We start from the raw sequence: 18698 nt of genomic DNA on the forward strand, positions 1-18698 counted from the left end.
TGATCCTCTCTGATCAGGCAAATGTGTAGTCGCTCAACGGGAATCGTGAAGCTTCGGCGACGGCCCGGCGGGTCGTCATCGGCCGGAGCAGCGTTGCCTCGCCGCTCGGATTGAAATAGTACGACCGTGCCGATGCGCAGTTTCCGAGGGTGAACAACGAGTCGCCCAGCGCTTCGGTCATCCGGTCCAGATACCGGCTGTTGGCCTCCTCGGTGACCTCGAATGTGGTCGCCTTCCGGCGCTTGACCTCGCCGAACAGGCGGTCCATCAAGCGCATCTGATACTCCATCGTGTTGAAGAAGTTCAGGCCCAGGAAGGCGTACGGACTGGCCAGGCTCAGGTAGTTCGGGAAGTACGGCATCGAGACACCCTGGTAGGCCTGGAACCGGGTCTCCCGCCACCACTTTCCGAGGTTGCGGCCGTCGCGCCCGATCACCTCGATGGCCGGGAAGTTGGCGTCCCACAGATCGAACCCGGTGGCCAGCACCAGCGTGTCGATGTTCGTCCTGCTGCCGTCGGCGTTGACGATGCCGTCCGCTTCGATGCGTTCGATGCCATCGGCCTGCAGGTGCACGTTCGGTTTGGTGAATGTGCGGTAGTAGCCGTTGGAGAACGTCGGGCGCTTGCAGCCGAAGTCGTAGTCCGGGGTCAGCTTGCGGCGCAGCTCCGGGTCGCGGATCGAGGCGAACCGGTGCAGCTTGGCCAGGTCGGCCGCGGCGATGTTGAACCGGCGGAAGTACCGGTGCTTGAGCACCGCGGTGTCGACCATGAACGCGTAGATGGCGTCGGTGACGGCGCGGATCGCCCGTTGGGCGGCCGGCACGCGGGCGAACAGACGGCGTACCCGCGGCGGGAACTTCAGGTCGATCTTGGGCACGACCCAGATCGGGGTGCGCTGGTAGACGGTCAGGTCTGCGGCGTGGCGGGCCAGCTCGGGGATGAGCTGCACCGCGGTGGCGCCCGTGCCGATGATCGCGATGCGGCGGCCGTCGGGCCGGTAGCTCTCATCCCAGTCCGTGGTGTGGATGACGTCGCCCGTGAAGTCGGCGATCCCGGGGATGTCGGGAGTGTGCGGCTGGGACAGGAAGCCGGTCGCGGTGAACAGGAACTGCGCGGTCAGCGCCTCGCCGCCGGCCAGGGCCACCCGCCAGCGCGAGGACTCTTCATCCCAGCGCGCGCCCTCGACGGTTGTATCGAACCGGATGTGGCGGCGCACGTCGTACTTGTCGGCGACGTCGTCGGCGTACCGCTTGATCTCGGCGCCGGTGGAGAACAGTCGTGACCAGTTCGGATTCGGTTCGAAGAAGTACGAGTAGGTGGTGGTGGGCACGTCGACGGACAGGCCGGGGTAGTGGTTGACGTACCAGGTGCCGCCGAGGTCATCCTCGCGATCCAGGATCACGAAGTTCTCGATGCCCAGCCGTTTGAGCTGGATGGCAGCGCCGATGCCGGCGAAGCCGGCGCCGACGATGATTGCCTCGTATTCCCCCGGGCTCATGCTGGAATACAGTACCGCAGGTACCGGGTACTTTGTCGAGGCCGGCGTTCGCTGTAGTCCGCGATTTTCAATATCGGGTTCGTGAATATTGATTTCGCCTGCGTCTTTGGGTGGGAAAATCCTCTGTGTCCAGGGACTTGGAGTCCGACGCCTAGGAGGATCGCCATGGCATCCACGCCGCGAATCTTTGTGCAGTTGTTCATCATCGCGAGTGCCGCGGTACCGGTTGCCCTGGCGCCGGTCGCCGTCGCCGACCCGACGGGCGTGCCCGAAGCGGGCTCTGAGCCCGCCAGCACCACGATCAAGAACCTGCGTTCCCAGGGCTACAACGTCGGAATCAACTGGGTGAGCGGCGATGCCGACGTTCCACTGTCCGAGTGCAGCGTCACCAATATCGACACTGCCGCCGCACCAACCGTCTGGGTGTCGGTCGAATGTGCCGAAGCCGGTGACTGAGGCCCGGCGGCCGCGTCATCAGCTCCAGCGCAACGGATCACACTCGAGGCTCGCGCGGTCCCAGTCGGCAAGGTCGGCCGCGGCGACGTAGGTGGTCTGGAGGAACTCCATCAGCGCACGGTCGGGATCGGCGGACGTCCGCACCGCCTCGTAGGGCAGCAGGAATTGCCGGAAGTCCTTGTTGTAGTACGCGGCATCGGGGCCGACGGGGTGGGCGGCGAATCCTTCCGGTTCGGGATAGGCGTAGGCGTAGAACGCGCCTTCCTCGCCACCGCCCGGCCAGAAACCGCAACTGCTCAACTCGTGCGAATAACCTTCCACCATCACGCTATTGGGGCAGTTGGGGGCGCCGCCTGGGTGCTCGGGCGCGCGACGCCCGGAGAATCTGGTGCACGCCAGGTCGAATGAGCCCCAGAAGAAGTGCACGGGGCTCACCTTGCCGATGAAATGTGCCCGGAAGTCGCTGATCACCCGGTGCGCCTGCACCAGTTGGCGCCAGAACAGATTGGCGGCATGCGGGTCGTAGGACGCGTGGTGGTGATCTTCGGCGAACGGGATAGCGGGATCGACCTCGTTGGGCCGGGCGTGGATGCGCGCCTCGATGCCCAATTGTTCCAGTGCGGAAAGGGTTTCGGTGTAGAACTCCGCGACCGATTTCGGGGCCAGCGCGACTGTGCCCCGTGCGCCGTCGCTGGTGCGGATGGCAAGCACATGGTCGATGAAATCGAACTCCATGTCGAACAACCGGTCTCGATACGGAATCGACGACGTGGTCAGGCCGCGCGGACTCACATACAGGGTCACCTCCCACCAGTGGTTGAGCAAAGGCGAGTACGTCAGGCGAATCTTTCCGACGATCTGCGTCCACATGTGAAGGGTGTCGCGGGTGGATTCCCAGTCCGACACCCGCAGCGCGGGCCAGGGATCATCGGTCAGAGTGCTCATGGGCCAGCCACCTGCCTTCCCGCCGCACCGCCGCTCGGCATGCGGCACCGCGAGCATAGCTGCGTGCCGGTTGGCGCACCGGCGGAAAGACAGTACTGGCGAAGCCGTCAGAACAGCTTGGCGATCACCTCGCCGGCCTCGGCGTCCTCCACGCAGGGAGTGACGTCGAACGTGAGGTACTCGCTCCACTCCGCGACGGACTCGAACATGGTCTTGGCGTCGTTGGTCTCCACGATGGCGAAGCCTTGGCCGTTCATGCCCCACCAACGGCCGAGCATGGTCGCTCCTTCGGGAACCTGGCCGGCGGTCTTCTTGAACTTCTCGACCGCATCTCGATAGTTCGCCTGCGACTGGGTCCAGTGCACGATGAACTTCATGGCGTACTCCTTCTTGTGATGCGGGCCGGGATCGGCTCGGCGGCGATGACGGTGAAGGGGGTCTCCACCGGGAAGTTGTCATTCAGCGAGGTCACGGAAACCTCGCGCACGATGGTCGCCAGTGCCAGCGTGGCCTCCAGCATGGCGAAGTGATCGCCGACGCAGGACCGCGGGCCGCCGCCGAAAGGCAGGTATTGCCAACGGTTTCTGCCTGCCGAGCGTTCGGGCGTGAACCGCTCCGGGTCGAAGGTCAGCGGATCGTCCCACAATGCCGGGTCACGGTGCATGACATAGAAATTGACCATCGCCATCGTGCCGGCCTCGGCGCGGTAGCCGTCGACGCTCATCTCCTCGTTGAGCATCCGGGGCGTGCCGGCGCCGGGCGGGCACAGCCGCAGCGCTTCGTGCAGCACCCGCACGGTGCGTTCGAGTTGCGGCACGTCGTCGGGCGCCAGCGTGCGATCACCCAGCGCGGCGACTTCGTCGTACAGCCGGGACTGCAGGTCGGGATCGCGGCCCAGCGCCCACAGCGAGTAGCACAGCGTCGTCGACGTGGTGTCATGCCCGGCAAGCATGAAAAGCACCAGTTCATCGCAGATTTCGTCGTCGGTCAGCTGTCGGCCGGTATCCGGGTCACGGGCCTCGATGAGCGCGCGCACGAGCGGTGCGTCCCGATCGGGATCGTCGCGCACCGCGGCGAGGATCTCGGCGGCCAGCCGGTGCAGGCGGGCATTGGCCGCCTTGGCGCGACGCTGTCCGCCGGTGGGCACCCACTGCGGGAAGTTGACCGGCCGAACCGCCCGATCGGAAATCCAGGACAACGCGGTACGCAGCGACGGGCCCACATCGTCGGCGCGCTCGTCGAGATCAAGCCCGAACACCGAGCGGCCCAGCGCCCGCAGCGTGAGTGCCCGGCACGCGACATCCAGATCGACCGTCTCCCCGTCGCGCCAGCCGTCCGCGATCGTGTGTGCTGCGGCGGCCATATGCCCCGCATACCGCGGAACGCTGTGCTTGGTGAACATCGGCTGGAGCGTTCGCCGTCGCGGCAGCCAGCGCTCATGCGGCAGATTCAGCAGGTTGCCGCCCATCAGTCGACGTAGCTCGACCATGTTGAGGGCGCCGCCGCGATCGGCGACCGAATCGCGGCGGCCGAGAACGTCGCGCGCTCCCTGCGGGGACGTGACCAACAGGACCGGGGGGATCAGCCACCGCGGGCCCAGCACCATCCGGGTGACGGGACCGCCCGCGTCGCGGAGCTGCTGATGTCCCTCGATGAAGGACCGCATCGCTTTGATCATCGGTCGGTAGGACAGGGGATTACGCGGTGCGAGCGGCAGGGTGGCCGTGGCGGCCCGCGTATCGATCTCGACCATGTGTCGAGTGTCCGACCGCACGGGGTGAGCGGCCTAGAGTAGCGCGTTACTCTATTTTGCCGCTGCGGGGATTCTTGCTGGTAGCAATGCACGTCACGGTGCGGTCGCCGCGTTGCCAGGAGTCCGCGGTCGGGTACAGGACGAACAGTTGGATACCGGATTCCGCGCTTGCGCCGGGGGCGTGCTGGGTCAGTGCCGGCGCGCACTTGTCGGCGTACGTGACCACCGTGGCATCGCCGGGGAAATCCCCGTCGGGCAGCGGCAGCACGGCGAACACCTCACCCTTGTGCGGCTGGTCGCAATTCACCGTCTTGACGTACAGCACGCGGCTGCTGTCGGGGATCTCGGTCAGACAATCACCCGAGCGGACCTGACTGGCCTCGGTGGCGCCGCGGTCCCGCGCGAGGTAGAACACCGCACCCGCGGCGACCATGACGGCCACCAGCAGCACGACACCCAACAGCGCCCACTTGGGCGCCGAGGATTTCTTCGGCTGAGCCGAGAACTGGTCGGGACCGGTGGAATACGGCTGCGGAGGCGGTGGCGGGTAGTTGTGGCCCTGCGGGCCGGAGGGACCGGGCGGACCAGGAGCGAAGGTCATGGCTCGACGATATCGACAGCGCGTAACGCCGCATCCACCGCAAGGGCGGGTACATCCAGGCGCTTGGATCCGAGGTCGTGGCGGGCACCGTCGATGACGACGAGTTCGGTCGGTCCACTCACCAACGCCGCGGCGGCGGTGAGCTCGTCGATCGTGCCGAACGGATCGGACGTGCCGTGGGTGAATACCGTCGGCACCGTGATGCGGGACAGATGCTCGGTGCGGGCGCGTTCCGGCTTGCCCGGCGGATGCAGTGGGTAGGAGAACAGCGTCAAGACGTCCGGACCGGCCCCGTCGGCGGCCACCATCGAGGTCATGCGCCCGCCGTAGGAATGTCCACCCGCGATCACGGGGCCGTCGGTGAGGCTGCGGGCCAGGGCGATCGCCTCGACGATGCCTTCCTGGTCTCCCGCTGCCGATCCCGACGGCGGTCCCTTGGGTCGGCGACGGCGGTAGGGCAGGTTGTAGCGGACGGCCAGCCAGCCGCGGGAGGCCCACTCGTCGCAGAGCTTGACCAGCATCGCCGAGTCGCGATTACCGCCCGCCCCGTGGGTGAGGACGACGACGCCCTGCGCCTGCCCTTCGGGCTCGTGCGCGACGCCCGCGATCGCCTCCAGGTTCATCGCTGCAACCGGAACAGCGCGTTCACCGGGCCGTGGCCGTGCCCCAGCGGATATGCCGCGCGGATGCACTCGGTCACCCAGGCCTTGCCGAACTCCACAGCCTGGGGAACTGAATAACCATGTGCCAGAGCGCAAGCCGTCGCAGCGGCGAGGGTATCGCCGGCACCGTGGTCATTTCCGGTGTCGATCCGCGGCGCGGCGAACTCGTGGAACTCCGTGCCGTCGAACAGCAGATCCGGGCTGGCTGCCGACGAGCGCAGGTGCCCACCCTTGACCAGTGCCCACTGCGGACCCAGCGCGTGCAGGGCGCGTGCCGCGTCTCGTTGCGAGGCTTGGTCGACGACCTCGATGTCGACCAGCAACCGGACCTCGTCGAGGTTCGGGGTGACCAGCGTGGCCAGCGGGAACAGTTCGGTGCGCAGCGCGTCCAGTGCGCTGTGGTGCAGCAGCGGATCGCCGTGCATCGATGCGCACACCGGGTCGACGACCAAGGGAACGGTTCCGGACAGTCCCTCCATGCGCCAGGTCTCGGCGATCGTGGTGATGATCTCCGAGGAGGCCAACATCCCGGTCTTGGCGGCCTGGATCCCGATATCGGAGGTCACCGCCGAGATCTGATCGGAGACGATGTCGAGCGGGATCTCGTGGAAACCCTTGACACCGACCGAGTTCTGCACGGTCACCGCGGTGACCGCGACGCAGCCGTGCAGGCCGAGCATGGCGAAGGTCCGCATGTCGGCCTGGATCCCGGCACCACCGCCGGAATCGGACCCGGCGATGGTCATCACCCGCAGCGGGGTGTCGCCCGCGGGGGTCAAGGGCAGGAAGTTCACTTCGGCCTCACGTGGTCAAGGGTAGATAGACGCGGTTGCCGTGGTCGGCGAACTCCTGGGATTTCTCGGCCATGCCGCGCTGGATGTCCTCGGGGGCGACCCCGTCCGGGTAGGCATCCCGGATGTCCTGCGTGATGCGCATCGAACAGAACTTGGGGCCACACATCGAGCAGAAGTGTGCGGTCTTGGCCGGTTCGGCGGGCAGCGTCTCGTCGTGGAACTCACGCGCGGTGTCGGGATCGAGGGACAGAGCGAACTGGTCGTGCCAGCGGAACTCGAAGCGCGCCTTCGAGAGCGCGTCGTCGCGTTGCTGGGCGCGCGGGTGCCCCTTGGCGAGGTCGCCGGCGTGCGCGGCGATCTTGTAGGCGATCACGCCGTCCTTTACGTCCTTGCGGTCGGGCAGGCCCAGGTGTTCCTTGGGGGTGACGTAACACAGCATCGCGGTGCCGGCCTGGGCGATGATGGCCGCGCCGATCGCCGAGGTGATGTGGTCGTAGGCCGGGGCGATGTCGGTGGTCAGCGGTCCCAGCGTGTAGAACGGCGCCTCCTCGCACCATTCCTCTTCGAGCCGCACGTTCTCCACGATCTTGTGCATCGGAACGTGGCCCGGCCCCTCGATCATCACCTGCACGCCATGGGATTTCGCGATCTTGGTGAGCTCACCCAGGGTGCGCAGCTCGGCGAACTGGGCCTCGTCGTTGGCGTCGGCGATCGACCCGGGCCGCAGCCCGTCGCCGAGCGAGAACGTCACGTCGTAGCGGGCCAGGATCTCGCAGAGTTCATCGAAGTGGGTGTACAGGAACGACTCGGTGTGATGTGCCAGGCACCAGGCGGCCATGATCGACCCGCCTCGGGACACGATGCCGGTGACGCGCTTGACCGTCAGCGGGATGTAGCGCAGCAGCACCCCGGCGTGCACGGTCATGTAGTCGACACCCTGCTCGCACTGCTCGATCACGGTGTCGCGGTACATCTCCCACGTCAGCTTGGTGGGGTCGCCGTTGACCTTTTCCAGGGCTTGGTAGATCGGCACGGTCCCGACCGGGACCGGGGAGTTGCGCAGGATCCACTCCCGTGTCTGGTGGATGTCCTTGCCGGTGGACAGGTCCATGATGGTGTCAGCACCCCACCGGGTCGCCCACACCATCTTGTCGACCTCCTCGCCGATCGATGAGGTGACGGCCGAATTGCCGATATTGGCATTGACTTTCACGCCGAACGCCTTGCCGATGATCATCGGCTCGGCCTCGGGGTGGTTGTGGTTGGCCGGGATGACCGCGCGGCCCCGGGCTACCTCGTCACGCACCAGATCAGCCGAAACGCCTTCGCGCTCAGCGATATACGCCATTTCGGCGGTGATCTCCCCGGCGCGGGCCCGCTGCAGCTGGGTGCCGCGGTCTCTGTGCACCGCGGGCCGGGCCGGTAGGCCGGCGTTCAGGTCGATCACCGCGGCGTCGTCGGTGTACGGACCCGAGGTGTCGTACAGGTCCAGATGCTCGCCGTTGGTGAGGTTCACCCGGCGAAACGGCACGCGCATCGTCGTGCCGTCATGGTTGATCTCGCGATGGACCTTGGTGCTTCCGGTGATCGGACCGGTGGTCACAGAAGGGTCGACAAGAACATCACTCATTTTTCATCTCCCTACGCCGGCATTACCCGGTCAGGTTCGTACGGTCGACGGGCCTACCCGTCCTCTCAGTGCGCTCGTGCGCACTCCCGCGTGTGGTTTGCAGGGCCCAACCTAGCGCAGACCGGGTGCCGCTTTCTACGTCTGGGCCGTGTTGAGCGTGGCGGCGCGACGCTGGGGTGGAAACCGGCGAGTCCGCCAGGCTGGGCGCCTTCGGGTTGCCCCCGCTTGATTTGCATAGCTAATATATGTGTTTTGAACATGTTGGGCCTCGCAGCCCCCTCGATTGCTACTAGAGCGAAGACGGAATGACGACTGAGATGACGAACGCGTCGGGCGACGTCGACGCCGCACAGGCCGAGACCGCCGACCGGCGCAAACGGATGGACCACGATCACCCGTTCTACAAGTGGGTGGTGCTGTCCAACACCACGTTGGGCATCCTGCTGGCCTCCATCAACGCCTCGATCGTGTTGATCTCGCTGCCGGCGATCTTCCGCGGCATCGGGCTGAACCCGCTCGCCCCCGGCAACGTCAGCTACCTGCTGTGGATGTTGATGGGCTACCTGGTGGTGACCGCGGTGCTCGTCGTGCCGTTCGGGCGTCTGGGTGACATGTACGGCCGGGTCCGCATCTACAACCTCGGCTTCGTGGTCTTCACCCTGGCCGCGATCGCGCTGTCCTTCGACCCGTTCCAGCTCGGTGGCGGCGCGGTCTGGCTGATCGGCTGGCGCGTCGTTCAGGGTGTCGGCGGTGCGATGCTGATGGCGTCGTCGTCGGCCATCCTCACCGATGCCTTCCCGGCCAACCAGCGCGGGATGGCGCTGGGCACGAACATGGTGGCCGCCGTTGCCGGGTCGTTCCTCGGCCTGCTGATCGGCGGCTTCCTGTCCGAGTGGCACTGGAAGGCCATCTTCTGGGTGGGTGTCCCGATCGGCATCATCGGCACCATCTGGAGCTACCGCTCACTCAAAGAACTCGGTGTCCGCACCGCCGGACGGCTCGACTGGGCCGGCACGCTGACCTTCGGGCTGGGCCTGACGGTGCTGCTGATCGGCATCACCTACGGCATCCAGCCCTACGGTGACTCGACCACGGGCTGGACCAGCCCGTGGGTGCTGGGCTCCATCGCGATCGGACTGCTGCTGCTCGTCGCGTTCTGCATCGTCGAGCTCAAGGTGTCGTCGCCCATGGTCGACGTCCGGTTGTTCAAATCGGCCGCGTTCGGAATGGGTAATCTCGCCGGGCTGATGTCCTCGGTGGGCCGCGGCGGGCTGCAGTTCATGCTCATCATCTGGTTGCAGGGCATCTGGCTGCCGCTGCACGGCTACAGCTTCGAGTCCACCCCGCTGTGGGCCGGCATCTACCTGTTGCCGGTCACCATCGGGTTCCTGGTCGCCGCGCCGATCGCCGGATCGCTCTCGGACCGCATCGGCGCGCGGCCGCTGACCGTCGGCGGCATGCTGCTGATGGCGGCCACCTTCGTGGCGCTGCTGATGATTCCGGTCAACTTCGACTACTGGGTGTTCGCCATCCTGGTGTTCCTCAACGGCCTGGGCGGCGGCATCTTCACCGCCCCCAACACCGCGGCCATCATGTCGAGCGTGCCTGCCGATCAGCGCGGTGCGGCCTCGGGCGTGCGGTCCACCTTTTTCAACGCCGGCAACTCGCTGTCGATCGGCATCTTCTTCTCGCTGATGATCGTCGGGCTGGCCAACACGTTGCCCGCCGCGTTGACCAGCGGCCTGACGCAGCAAGGGGTTTCGGCCTCGGTGGCCCATGATGTGGCGAACCTGCCACCGGTCGGCAGCCTGTTCGCGGCCTTCCTGGGCTACAACCCGATGGCCGAATTGCTCGCGCCGTCCGACGCGCTGCACCAGCCGGGCGTGAACGCGGACGTGATCACCGGGCAGACGTTCTTCCCGCAGCTGATCACCGAGCCGTTCCATTCCGGCCTGACGGTGGTGTTCACCGCCGCGGCCGTGATGATGGTGATCGGTGCCGTGGCGTCGATGTTCAGCGCGGGCCGCTATGGGACCGAGGCCGGGGCCGACAACGAGGCCTGAGGGGCCCTCTCGGCAAACGTTTTTTGGCCGCTGGTCATGGAATACTCCCCGCCATGGTCGCTCACACGTTGGCCGCCGCCGGAAGCGCCGCGTATTCCGCGGGCTATCTCCTCGGCGCGCTGCTGATCCCTGGGTTGGGGCTGCTGCTGCTCATCCTCGGCCTGGTTCGGCGTTCGTCATCGTCGAAGCCGAGCGGCCAGCCCGGGTACCCGCCGGGTGCGTATCCGCAGCCGGGTTATCCGCCGGGTTATCCGCAACCTGGCTATCCGCAGCCGGGTTATCCGCAGCCGGGTTATCCGCAACAGGGCTATCCACAGCAGCCGGGCTATCCACCGGCCCCGCCGCAGGTCTACGGTGCGCCACCCAAGAAGTCCGGCACGGTGATGATCGTGATCGGTGTGATCCTGCTGGTGCTCGGCCTGTTGGGATTCGCTGCGCGGATGGCGGCACGCACGTCGGGGTCAGATTCGAGTTCGGGGTCGCGCACGTCGAGCTCCGGCTCAAGTTCCGGGTCCTCGAAGTCGGGCGGCTCTGGTGGCTTGGCGGTGGGGGATTGCATCTCCGGCGATCAGTACGCCGTGGCGGACATGAACCTCACCCCGGTCGGCTGCAGCAGCCCGGAGGCCGTCTATGAGTTGGTGTCCAAAGGTGGCGGATCCGCGACATGCCCGGACGGCAAACGGGCCGACTCGGACTACTCCGTGCTGATGAACGAGTCCCTCACCTACTGCTTCATCCTGGACGTCGACAAGGGCCAGTGCTTCGACATCAACGAAGAGACCAAGCTCGTCACCCCGGTGGAATGCTCCGACCCGGACGCTGCCATCAAGATCGTCAAGCGGGTTGACGGGTCAACGGACACCGCCGTGTGCGGTTCCGCCGGGCGGGCGGTGGCCTTCCCCGAGCCGGCGCGGGTCTACTGCGTGGAGGCGCCGTCGTAGCCGACCTAGACTCGGGCGCGTGACCACCACGCAGCGCCGCGGATTCAACGAGGCCATCACGCGATTCTGGAGCTTCGCCGCCCCGGCGTACGACCAGGGCTGCCTCCAGCGGTGGGTGTACCGGCCCGCTCAGGACGAGGTGATCGCGCAACTGCAGCAGCACGGCGCCAGGGAGATCGCCGACATCGCCTGCGGTACCGGCATCCTGGCCGACCGCATCCAGCGAGAACTGCAACCCGATGAGGTGTACGGCCTGGACATGTCCGACGGCATGCTCGCCCAGGCGCGCAGGCGTTCGGACCGCGTGCGGTGGAAGTTGGCCCCTGCCGAGGAGTTGCCCTTCCAAGACGGCTTCCTGGACGCGGTGGTGACGACATCGGCATTCCACTTCTTCGACCAGCCCGCCGCGCTCGCGGAGTTTTATCGCGTAATCGCACCCGGCGGCATGGTGGCGGTGACGACGATGAGTCCCCGTCGGGAGTTCCTGCCGCTGCACGCGCTGTCGGCCGACCTGGGTGCGCCCGCCCACAGCCCCACCGAGAAGGAGATGCGCGCGCTGTTCGAGGCGGCCGGATTCACCGTCGCCGAACAGCACCGGGTGCACCGGCCGGTGTGGACGCCGATCTCCGACGTCATCACCGTGGGGGTCAAGCCGAGGTGAGCGAGAACGACGACACCCAGTTCCAAATTCGTGGTTCGGTGCAACTGCGTCGTGACCGCTGTGCCACCTCGACCGCCGACCAGCGCCTGCTGGACCGGCACGGCCACACCGATTGGGTGCACACCGATCCGTGGCGAGTGATGCGCATCCAGGGCGAGTTCGTCGAGGGTTTTGACGCCCTCGCCGAGATGCCGAGGGCTGTCACAGTTTTCGGATCGGCGCGGACGGAACCGCATTCGCCGGAGTACCGGTTGGGCGAGGAACTGGGCATCGCGCTGGTGGAAGCGGGCTACGCGGTGATCACCGGGGGCGGTCCGGGCTCGATGGAGGCGGTCAACCGCGGCGCCAGCGAGTCCGGCGGCTACTCCGTCGGACTCGGTATCGAACTGCCCTTCGAGCAGCGCCTCAACCACTGGGTCGACCTCGGCATCAACTTCCGCTATTTCTTCGTCCGCAAGACCATGTTCGTCAAATACGCGCAGGCGTTCGTGTGCCTGCCGGGCGGATTCGGCACCCTCGACGAACTGTTCGAGGCGCTGACGCTGGTGCAGACCCGCAAGGTGACCGAGTTTCCGATCATCCTGCTGGGCGTCGACTACTGGTCGGGCCTGATCGACTGGATCCGCAACACGGTTCTGCGCGAAGGAAAGATCTCCGAACCCGACTTGGCCCTGCTCCATTGCACCGACAGTGTGGCCGAAGCCGTCGAACTCATCGCCGCGTCGGCGCGATAGCCGAAGAGTAGCGACGCGGCTTGCCGGGCCCCAACTCGGCCAGCGTCGCCACCCGGGTGACCTCGACGGGGCGTCCCAACAGCAGGGCCAGCGACTCGGTGACCCGCTGCCGGTCACCGGACGCGATCACCGCCGCGACGCGGCCCTCCGCGTCCTGGTCGACGCTCCACCCGCGGGCCCCGGCGGCCTGCAACTGCTGGGTGAGATCGACGCAGGGCACCGCATCGCCCGTCGCCGACACGAAAACCGTTGCCTCTCTGCCTTCCAGATCGGTCAGCGCCCGACGGCCATGATGGGTGACGAGCCGCGCGTAGTCGCCGGTGCGGTAGCGGACCAGTGGCAGAAACTGGTTCTCCCCGCATGTCACCACGACCTCGCCCGCCAAGACCTCGACATGCACGCGCCGTTCGGCCACCACGAACGGCCCGCCGTCATCGCTGACCGCGATGGGCCGGGTCTCGTGCAAGCCGTAGACGTCCAGGACCGGGCAGTCGTAGGCCGCCTCAAGTGCCCGGCGCAGCGGGAGGGTCAGGGTCATCGCCCCGGAGATCAGCGCCAATGGCCGCAATGTGGACGCGAGCGCAGGCTCCAGCAGCACCTCCAGTGAGGTGGGCGTCCCGCTGATCACCTGCGGATCGGTGTTCCGCAGATACGCATCCCGCTGCATCCCGCCGCCTGCCCACGCGGCGGGATGCAGGTTCAGCCGCGCCATCAGGGCCTCACCGAAGCCCGGGATCACCGACGCATAGGTGAACGCCTGCCGCTGAAACACCGTCTGTGCCAATGCCACCCGATGCTCCACGGGTTCCCAGTCCGCGCCCACCAGCCCTCGTAGCCAGTGGAAACCGCGAGCGAGCTCGTCCGGGTCGTCCGGCATGACCAGGGCGGCGCCGGTGCTGCCCGAACTCGTGCCGTGCAATATCCGGCTCAGGTCGGCGCCGGGCGGGACGAACGCCGCGATGTCATCGACGAGGTCTTCGCGGCCGATCAACGGGAAGTCGGCGAGGGTGTCCAGCGGGCCCGTCCGGTGACGGTAGGCCGGCAGGGTGCGGGCCAGCGCGAGATGCCGTGGCAGCCAATCATCAAGGGGCAGTTGCCGCGTGGCGGCCTGCTGTTGGGCGGGGGAGAGCCGGTGCCCCACCCGGTGACACCAGGCCGGCGCGAGACGATGCTGCTCGAGACCGGCCAGCCGCACCCGCCCGGCCGCCGACAGGCCCGGCCAGCGCTGTTCGTCAGTCAGCGCCACCTGGCCGAACGGAACGTAGTCGTCGAGCCGCAGCGGATCGTCACTCACTGTTGTACCGTGCCGCAGCTTCTTTGGCCTTGGCGTCAGCCAGGCGGCGTTGCACCGCCATTCGATGTTCGTGATCGGCCAGCGCCTGAGCCAGCGCACCTTCGCGGCGCACCGAATCACGCATCTCGAACAGTGAGCGGGCCTGTGCCGCGTCCTCGCCGTGCGGCAGCAGGCCGTCCCAGAGCAGGAACGTCCGCACCGCTTCGTCCCGGCGTTCCGCATCGCTGAGCCAGCGGCCGGGGTCCACCAGGGGCGCCACCCGAAATGCCAACGCCAACAAGGCGGTCGCAGCCCTCCGTTCATCGAGTGGCGTGCTGAACGGGCCGGTGAGATCCGTACTGGCGAACAACCACAGTCCGATGGCAGCGCCGCGCCGGGAGGCCGGCGACCCCCGTTCGGCGATGCGTTGAGCGGCGGCTGCGCACCCGGTGTGGTTGAACACGTCGCAGGCGAGTGCCACCACGTCGACGGTGTCGGCGAGAAACGGTTGGGGTGTGCTCGCCAGCCGTGCGGCGACCTCATCCACCGTCGGGCCGGGCCGCAGGCTCGACCACACCGCCTGCTCGTCCAATCCCTCGGCGAACCAGTTCGCCAGTTCTCTGCCGGATTCCCGACTTGCTTCATCGGCCATGCGACACCTCCCGCCGATACCCGGCGATGTGCGCGGCCAGCCGCGCGCAGATCGCCGGCGCGTCGGACATGTTGTCCAGATAGTCCACCGAGTAGCCGGCCTCGGCGGCCGGGCCGGCCACCGAACGCCGCCGGTCCTGGACCAGCAGGGTGGCGGTATCGAGTTGGCGCCGCACCGCGGCGGCAACCCAGGCGTACTCTTCCTGGCAGGCGCCGAACAGCGACCTCAAGCCGTCGTCGGACAACACCACCAGGTGGCGCTGCTCATCGCGGGCATCGTCACCGGGCGGATACCGGTGCGCCAGCAGATCGAGGGGAAACACCGTGCTGCCGCCGAAGAACGTCGTCAGCTGGCGCATGATCTCCAACCGATCGCGGGTGTACACGCTGTCGCCGGCGACCTGGCCGCGGCCCGACCATGACGTGACCCGAACCCGCCCACCGCCTTTGAGCACCGACAGCACGAGAATCATGCCGGCCAGCACGGCCGGGGATCCCCGCTCTGGGCGCGGCATCGAACCGGACGAGTCGATGTAGAGATCCAGTGTCACCGCTTCGGTGGTGGCGACCGGATCGTCGGGCAGGTACGTGCGGCGCCGCGTCGTCACCCCGGGAACCACCACGGGGTTGGCGGCAAGGGTTGCCGGCCAGTCGAGTTCGGCGATGTCGTCGCCGAGCTCCCACGTCTCCAACGGTCCAGGGATCCCCTGGTCGGCGACGCCCCGGCCGGACTGCCGAAGCGATTGGACCCAGGGCCGGGCCTGCGCCTCGTACCAGGCGAGCATCACGGCGTTCGGATCGGATCCGGCGAAGAGGGCCAATGTCTGTGCGACGCCGTACTGTTGGCCCGGCGGCGCGTCCTGCGACGGTGCACCGATGGCGGCCGCTGCGGGGTGCACCGGGGTCTCGTCGAGCCGCGGATCGGCCAGCACCTGCGCGAGTTCGACTGCGGTGGCCGGCGGCCCACCCTGTTCGGCGCATCCACCGCCGGGCAGGCCGGCGCCGTCGGAGACCATGGATTCCAGCACCAGGTAGGGCACCAGCACCATGCCGAAGGTCAGAGCCCCACCCACTGGGTCCGCCCCGAAGGTGCGGACCGCCTGCGCCACGTACTCGGCGTCGGCGACGGGTTGCACCGGCTGGCTCAGCAGCAGTTCGTCCTGGATGGCGCGTACCCGCAGCGCCGCGGCCCGGTGGATGCGTTCCTTCTCCTGCAGATCCTCGCGGACCATCGATACGTCGAGTGTGGCGGGGTCGATGTGCTGGCGGGCCCGGGCCTCCTCCCGCACCGATTCGGGAACCGCAGGAGGGTCATTGGGGCACAACGTGTTCGACGGCAGTGACCACAACAATTCGTAGGCCCGCATGAGTACCCACCAGGCCGCGTTCGACACCGGCTCCCGCGCGGTCAGTGTGCGCCACAACGCGATCATGTCCGGTTCGGCACCAGGGTGCCGGCGGCGCTGCATCCGGACCACCCGGTCGTTGATGAGTAGATCCGACCACAGATTGGACAGCCGCTGGGCCGTGCTGGTGACGGGAATGGCCCGGCGCGGATCGCTCGCCACAATCGCGCGGGCCATCTGTTGCATCAGCTTGAACGACACGATGCGGGTGCTCGGGGACAACACGTGATGACCGATCTCGTGAGCGAAGACGCTCACCAGGTGGTGCTGTGCGCCCTGACGAGTCAGCTCGTCAAGGTCGATCGAGATCGACGGTGGGAACGAGAACCAGGCGAACGTACCGGTTGCGCTGTCCTGCACCATATCCGGCGGATGAAGTTGCACGCCCCACAACTCAAGGGCGGCCCCCCAGGCCACCAGCTCGGTGTCGGTCGGTGCCCGTCCGGTCATGCCGGCCAGATCTCGGCCAGATAGGAAGTCGGGCGCACCACCAGCTGCGCCGTGCGTGATCCGTCGGCCGAGGGACCGTCGACGGGTGCCGAGGACAGTACGTGGCCGAATACGTCGGCGTCGATCTGCCAGCGCTGCACGCCGACGTCCACCGTCCAACGGCCCGGTCCACGCGGCGTGGGAGCGGTGGGCGGATGATCCCACCTGCCGCCGAGCCCGGTGAACCCGCCGATCCGCGCGATCAATTGGCCCGGTCCGCGCAGCGGCCAGTAGAAGCGGTCGACCGCTTGCCCTTCGGCGAAGGGGACGACCGCGTCGACCGGCAGACCCAGCACCGACGCCGCGAGATCGGTTCCCAACAGCTCCAATCGGGACAATGCGTCGGCGCGGATCCCCAGCACCCCGGCCCGCCAGGCAGCCACCGCGGCGACGTTGAACATCGCCTCCGGCGCCGCGGAGATGCCGCTCAGTGCACGGCGGTACCGGCGTGGATCCCCGCCGAAGCGGGCCACATTGTCGGCCGACAGGGCCAGATCGAGACCGGCCATCACCGGAAGATCGGCATCCGCCGCGGGTAGGTCGAGGTTGACCTGGTGATACGCCCGGGCAATCACCGGCCGCTCTCCAGCCAGTGCAGATAGTTCGAATACCGTTGGTAGAGATACTTCAACGCGACCAGATCATCGAAATCCCGGCCGTAGATCTTGCCGACGGCGGAGACCGCCGAGATCCGGGCCTCGATCGTGGTGAGGCGTCGCGACACCTCGAGTGTCTCCAAGCCGTCGAGCCCGCGGTCGAACTCGGCGAGCAGCTCGGCCACCGGGTCCTCGCCCTCGCGTGCCAGCGCGACGAACTGACGGCACGAGGTGTCGAACAGGTCGGTCAGCCAACTTGCCGGGTCTGACGCCAGTTCCCGGTCCGCGCCGGTGTCGAACCGAGGATGGGCGGTGTTCGGTAACAGCTTGCCGCGCAAGGCGAACGGCACCATGGCCCGCACATCCTCGAGCGTGACGGAGACGTTGCCGCGGAACCAGGCCAGCGCCTTGGCGTAGAGCACCAGGTTCTGCAGTGAGCGCACCGACACCCCGTTGACGGTCTGTGCGCCGAGGTCCACCTGCAGATCGGCGCCGGAGTTGGCGTCGATGATCTGTTCGACCTCGATGCCGGCGGTGGCCACCACATCCTTGGTCCGGTACTCGAAGCGCCGGCCGCCATGCTGGACGAACTCGAAATGGCTGACGAAGAACTCCAACTGGCGGCGCACATCGGTGGGCACCGGGATGGCGCGGATCTTCTCGACCATCGCTGCCTGCTCGGCAGTGGCGAACACCAACTCGGCGGGCACGTTGTCCTCCGGGCGGTCACCGGCCTCCACCCGGCTCACCAGCTCGTCGAGGAACCGGCTGTTGAACCCGAACGCCTGGACTGTCACGTCGATCCGATCGCGCAGAGCCTGGATCACCGGGAAGGTGCCACCGCCGCCGTCGTCGTTGGCGGTGAAAAACCAGCTCTGCACACCGTGTTCGGGTGTGGTCAGGTGCATCTGGTCATGGCTTTCGACGTATCCCTCGGCGACCATGGTCAGCAGCGCGGACTGGGTCTTGGTCGGAATCCGGTTGTATTCGTCGACGATCTTGACCGGCGCGGTCAGCCAGCTCTTCCAGGCGATGGTGATCTCGGCCAGGCTCCCGGCCTGCACCAGATCGCGTGGCAGCGGAATCCCGACCAGGTCACCCACGGTCAACTGCGGCTGGCCCTGCTGGACGTGGCGGCGCACATCGGCGGGCGCCGCCCCCGCGAGAACCCCCATCAGCACCGCCAGGGTGGTCTTGCCGCGGCCCGGACCGCCGATCAGCAGGCACCTTCTGCCCACAGCGAAAGTCAGCAGCGGGACAAGAACATTGGAGGAATAAGCGGGTTGTTTCGGCAGGCTCAGGGAAGCGCCCGCATCACCGAGCGGATAGTTGACCGTGGTGTCCGAGCCGAATTCGACGTCGTAGAACGGGGAGATGACGGCCTTGTTGATCAGCCAGAAGTAGGCGCGGCGCAGCTTCTCGTCGAGAGTGACCGCAGGAGCGGCGGGCGGGGTGAACAGGTCTGCGGCAGTGAGGCCGGCGGCCGGCGCGTGGTCCACGGGCAACGTCGGCGATTTGGATACCGCGCTCCACCTGGTCGTCATC

The 18698-nt window shown here is 67.2% G+C and carries 18 protein-coding genes and 1 riboswitch; of the genes, 5 read left to right on the plus strand and 13 right to left on the minus strand.

The features are described from left to right. Positions 1–13: 13 nt before the first annotated feature. A complete protein-coding gene (locus ACZYZ7_RS10320) occupies positions 14–1498 on the minus strand; it encodes a flavin-containing monooxygenase (RefSeq protein ID WP_463740854.1) in 1485 nt (494 codons plus the stop codon). Positions 1499–1663: 165 nt separating this feature from the next. On the opposite strand from ACZYZ7_RS10320, the gene ACZYZ7_RS10325 reads away from it, so the two are divergent. Next, positions 1664–1954, plus strand: a complete 291-nt coding sequence (locus tag ACZYZ7_RS10325) for a hypothetical protein (RefSeq protein ID WP_450072073.1) — start codon at positions 1664–1666, stop codon at positions 1952–1954. A gap of 18 nt (positions 1955–1972) precedes the next feature. Here the strand turns inward: ACZYZ7_RS10325 and ACZYZ7_RS10330 are convergent, their stop codons facing one another. The 7 genes from ACZYZ7_RS10330 to thiC form a co-directional block, all read right to left on the minus strand. Continuing rightward, entirely contained in the window at positions 1973–2899 is a 927-nt protein-coding gene (locus ACZYZ7_RS10330) for a DUF5996 family protein (RefSeq protein ID WP_463740855.1), read from the minus strand. Between the two features lie 107 nt (positions 2900–3006). Beyond that, complete coding sequence (locus ACZYZ7_RS10335) at positions 3007–3276, minus strand: DUF3303 domain-containing protein (RefSeq protein ID WP_135452210.1); 270 nt, start codon at positions 3274–3276, stop codon at positions 3007–3009. Continuing rightward, positions 3273–4652 carry a cytochrome P450 gene (locus ACZYZ7_RS10340; protein WP_463740856.1) on the minus strand — a complete coding sequence of 460 codons (1380 nt, stop codon included), beginning with the start codon at positions 4650–4652 and terminating at the stop codon, positions 3273–3275. Before ACZYZ7_RS10340 ends, ACZYZ7_RS10335 begins: the two co-directional genes overlap by 4 nt. A gap of 46 nt (positions 4653–4698) precedes the next feature. Further along, positions 4699–5253, minus strand: coding sequence for a septum formation family protein (locus tag ACZYZ7_RS10345; protein ID WP_450072070.1), 555 nt, complete (start codon positions 5251–5253; stop codon positions 4699–4701). Further along, entirely contained in the window at positions 5250–5876 is a 627-nt protein-coding gene (locus tag ACZYZ7_RS10350; protein WP_135452212.1) for an alpha/beta hydrolase family protein, read from the minus strand. Before ACZYZ7_RS10350 ends, ACZYZ7_RS10345 begins: the two co-directional genes overlap by 4 nt. Then, positions 5873–6709: a bifunctional hydroxymethylpyrimidine kinase/phosphomethylpyrimidine kinase gene (gene thiD, locus ACZYZ7_RS10355; protein WP_450072068.1), complete on the minus strand. Its 837-nt coding sequence runs from the start codon at positions 6707–6709 to the stop codon at positions 5873–5875. Before thiD ends, ACZYZ7_RS10350 begins: the two co-directional genes overlap by 4 nt. 7 nt (positions 6710–6716) lie before the next feature. Then, positions 6717–8339 carry a phosphomethylpyrimidine synthase ThiC gene (thiC, locus tag ACZYZ7_RS10360; protein ID WP_463740857.1) on the minus strand — a complete coding sequence of 541 codons (1623 nt, stop codon included), beginning with the start codon at positions 8337–8339 and terminating at the stop codon, positions 6717–6719. Beyond that, positions 8330–8439: riboswitch (TPP riboswitch) on the minus strand. Its footprint overlaps the gene before it by 10 nt. 205 nt (positions 8440–8644) lie before the next feature. Between thiC and ACZYZ7_RS10365 the strand changes: the two genes are divergently transcribed. Genes ACZYZ7_RS10365 through ACZYZ7_RS10380 form a run of 4 tightly spaced genes read left to right on the plus strand, consistent with a single transcriptional unit; the run spans position 8645 to position 12738 of the window. Next, positions 8645–10402, plus strand: a complete 1758-nt coding sequence (locus ACZYZ7_RS10365; protein ID WP_450072066.1) for an MFS transporter — start codon at positions 8645–8647, stop codon at positions 10400–10402. A gap of 53 nt (positions 10403–10455) precedes the next feature. Next, complete coding sequence (locus ACZYZ7_RS10370) at positions 10456–11343, plus strand: LppU/SCO3897 family protein (RefSeq protein ID WP_463740858.1); 888 nt, start codon at positions 10456–10458, stop codon at positions 11341–11343. 19 nt (positions 11344–11362) lie between these two features. Further along, a complete protein-coding gene (locus tag ACZYZ7_RS10375; protein WP_463740859.1) occupies positions 11363–12004 on the plus strand; it encodes a class I SAM-dependent methyltransferase in 642 nt (213 codons plus the stop codon). Continuing rightward, positions 12001–12738 (plus strand): LOG family protein, encoded by a 738-nt coding sequence (locus ACZYZ7_RS10380; protein WP_135452220.1) that lies wholly within the window; start codon positions 12001–12003, stop codon positions 12736–12738. The genes ACZYZ7_RS10375 and ACZYZ7_RS10380 overlap by 4 nt, the downstream gene beginning before the upstream one ends. Here the strand turns inward: ACZYZ7_RS10380 and ACZYZ7_RS10385 are convergent. Genes ACZYZ7_RS10385 through ACZYZ7_RS10405 form a run of 5 tightly spaced genes read right to left on the minus strand, consistent with a single transcriptional unit; the run spans position 12716 to position 18697 of the window. After that, positions 12716–14032 carry a phenylacetate--CoA ligase family protein gene (locus ACZYZ7_RS10385; RefSeq protein WP_463740860.1) on the minus strand — a complete coding sequence of 439 codons (1317 nt, stop codon included), beginning with the start codon at positions 14030–14032 and terminating at the stop codon, positions 12716–12718. The genes ACZYZ7_RS10380 and ACZYZ7_RS10385 overlap by 23 nt on opposite strands. Then, the gene (locus ACZYZ7_RS10390) at positions 14025–14663 is read right to left on the minus strand and encodes a hypothetical protein (RefSeq protein WP_463740861.1); all 639 of its coding nucleotides are present in this window, start codon (positions 14661–14663) and stop codon (positions 14025–14027) included. The genes ACZYZ7_RS10385 and ACZYZ7_RS10390 overlap by 8 nt, the downstream gene beginning before the upstream one ends. Then, positions 14653–16518 (minus strand): hypothetical protein, encoded by a 1866-nt coding sequence (locus ACZYZ7_RS10395; RefSeq protein WP_463740862.1) that lies wholly within the window; start codon positions 16516–16518, stop codon positions 14653–14655. Before ACZYZ7_RS10395 ends, ACZYZ7_RS10390 begins: the two co-directional genes overlap by 11 nt. Beyond that, the gene (locus ACZYZ7_RS10400) at positions 16515–17132 is read right to left on the minus strand and encodes a hypothetical protein (RefSeq protein WP_463740863.1); all 618 of its coding nucleotides are present in this window, start codon (positions 17130–17132) and stop codon (positions 16515–16517) included. The genes ACZYZ7_RS10395 and ACZYZ7_RS10400 overlap by 4 nt, the downstream gene beginning before the upstream one ends. After that, positions 17129–18697 (minus strand): AAA family ATPase, encoded by a 1569-nt coding sequence (locus ACZYZ7_RS10405; protein ID WP_463740864.1) that lies wholly within the window; start codon positions 18695–18697, stop codon positions 17129–17131. The genes ACZYZ7_RS10400 and ACZYZ7_RS10405 overlap by 4 nt, the downstream gene beginning before the upstream one ends. Position 18698: the final 1 nt, after the last annotated feature.

This window comes from Mycobacterium sp. IDUB_17, from assembly GCF_055419465.1.

Coding starts and splice junctions, on each gene's coding strand:
- ACZYZ7_RS10365 (WP_450072066.1), top strand. CDS start 8,645: ATGACGACTGAGATGACGAACGCGTCGGGCGACGTCGACGCCGCACAG.
- ACZYZ7_RS10335 (WP_135452210.1), bottom strand. CDS start 3,276: ATGAAGTTCATCGTGCACTGGACCCAGTCGCAGGCGAACTATCGAGAT.
- ACZYZ7_RS10320 (WP_463740854.1), bottom strand. CDS start 1,498: ATGAGCCCGGGGGAATACGAGGCAATCATCGTCGGCGCCGGCTTCGCC.
- ACZYZ7_RS10390 (WP_463740861.1), bottom strand. CDS start 14,663: ATGGCCGATGAAGCAAGTCGGGAATCCGGCAGAGAACTGGCGAACTGG.
- ACZYZ7_RS10330 (WP_463740855.1), bottom strand. CDS start 2,899: ATGAGCACTCTGACCGATGATCCCTGGCCCGCGCTGCGGGTGTCGGAC.
- ACZYZ7_RS10345 (WP_450072070.1), bottom strand. CDS start 5,253: ATGACCTTCGCTCCTGGTCCGCCCGGTCCCTCCGGCCCGCAGGGCCAC.
- ACZYZ7_RS10370 (WP_463740858.1), top strand. CDS start 10,456: ATGGTCGCTCACACGTTGGCCGCCGCCGGAAGCGCCGCGTATTCCGCG.
- thiC (WP_463740857.1), bottom strand. CDS start 8,339: ATGAGTGATGTTCTTGTCGACCCTTCTGTGACCACCGGTCCGATCACC.
- ACZYZ7_RS10350 (WP_135452212.1), bottom strand. CDS start 5,876: ATGAACCTGGAGGCGATCGCGGGCGTCGCGCACGAGCCCGAAGGGCAG.
- ACZYZ7_RS10340 (WP_463740856.1), bottom strand. CDS start 4,652: ATGGTCGAGATCGATACGCGGGCCGCCACGGCCACCCTGCCGCTCGCA.
- ACZYZ7_RS10325 (WP_450072073.1), top strand. CDS start 1,664: ATGGCATCCACGCCGCGAATCTTTGTGCAGTTGTTCATCATCGCGAGT.
- ACZYZ7_RS10395 (WP_463740862.1), bottom strand. CDS start 16,518: ATGACCGGACGGGCACCGACCGACACCGAGCTGGTGGCCTGGGGGGCC.
- ACZYZ7_RS10405 (WP_463740864.1), bottom strand. CDS start 18,697: ATGACGACCAGGTGGAGCGCGGTATCCAAATCGCCGACGTTGCCCGTG.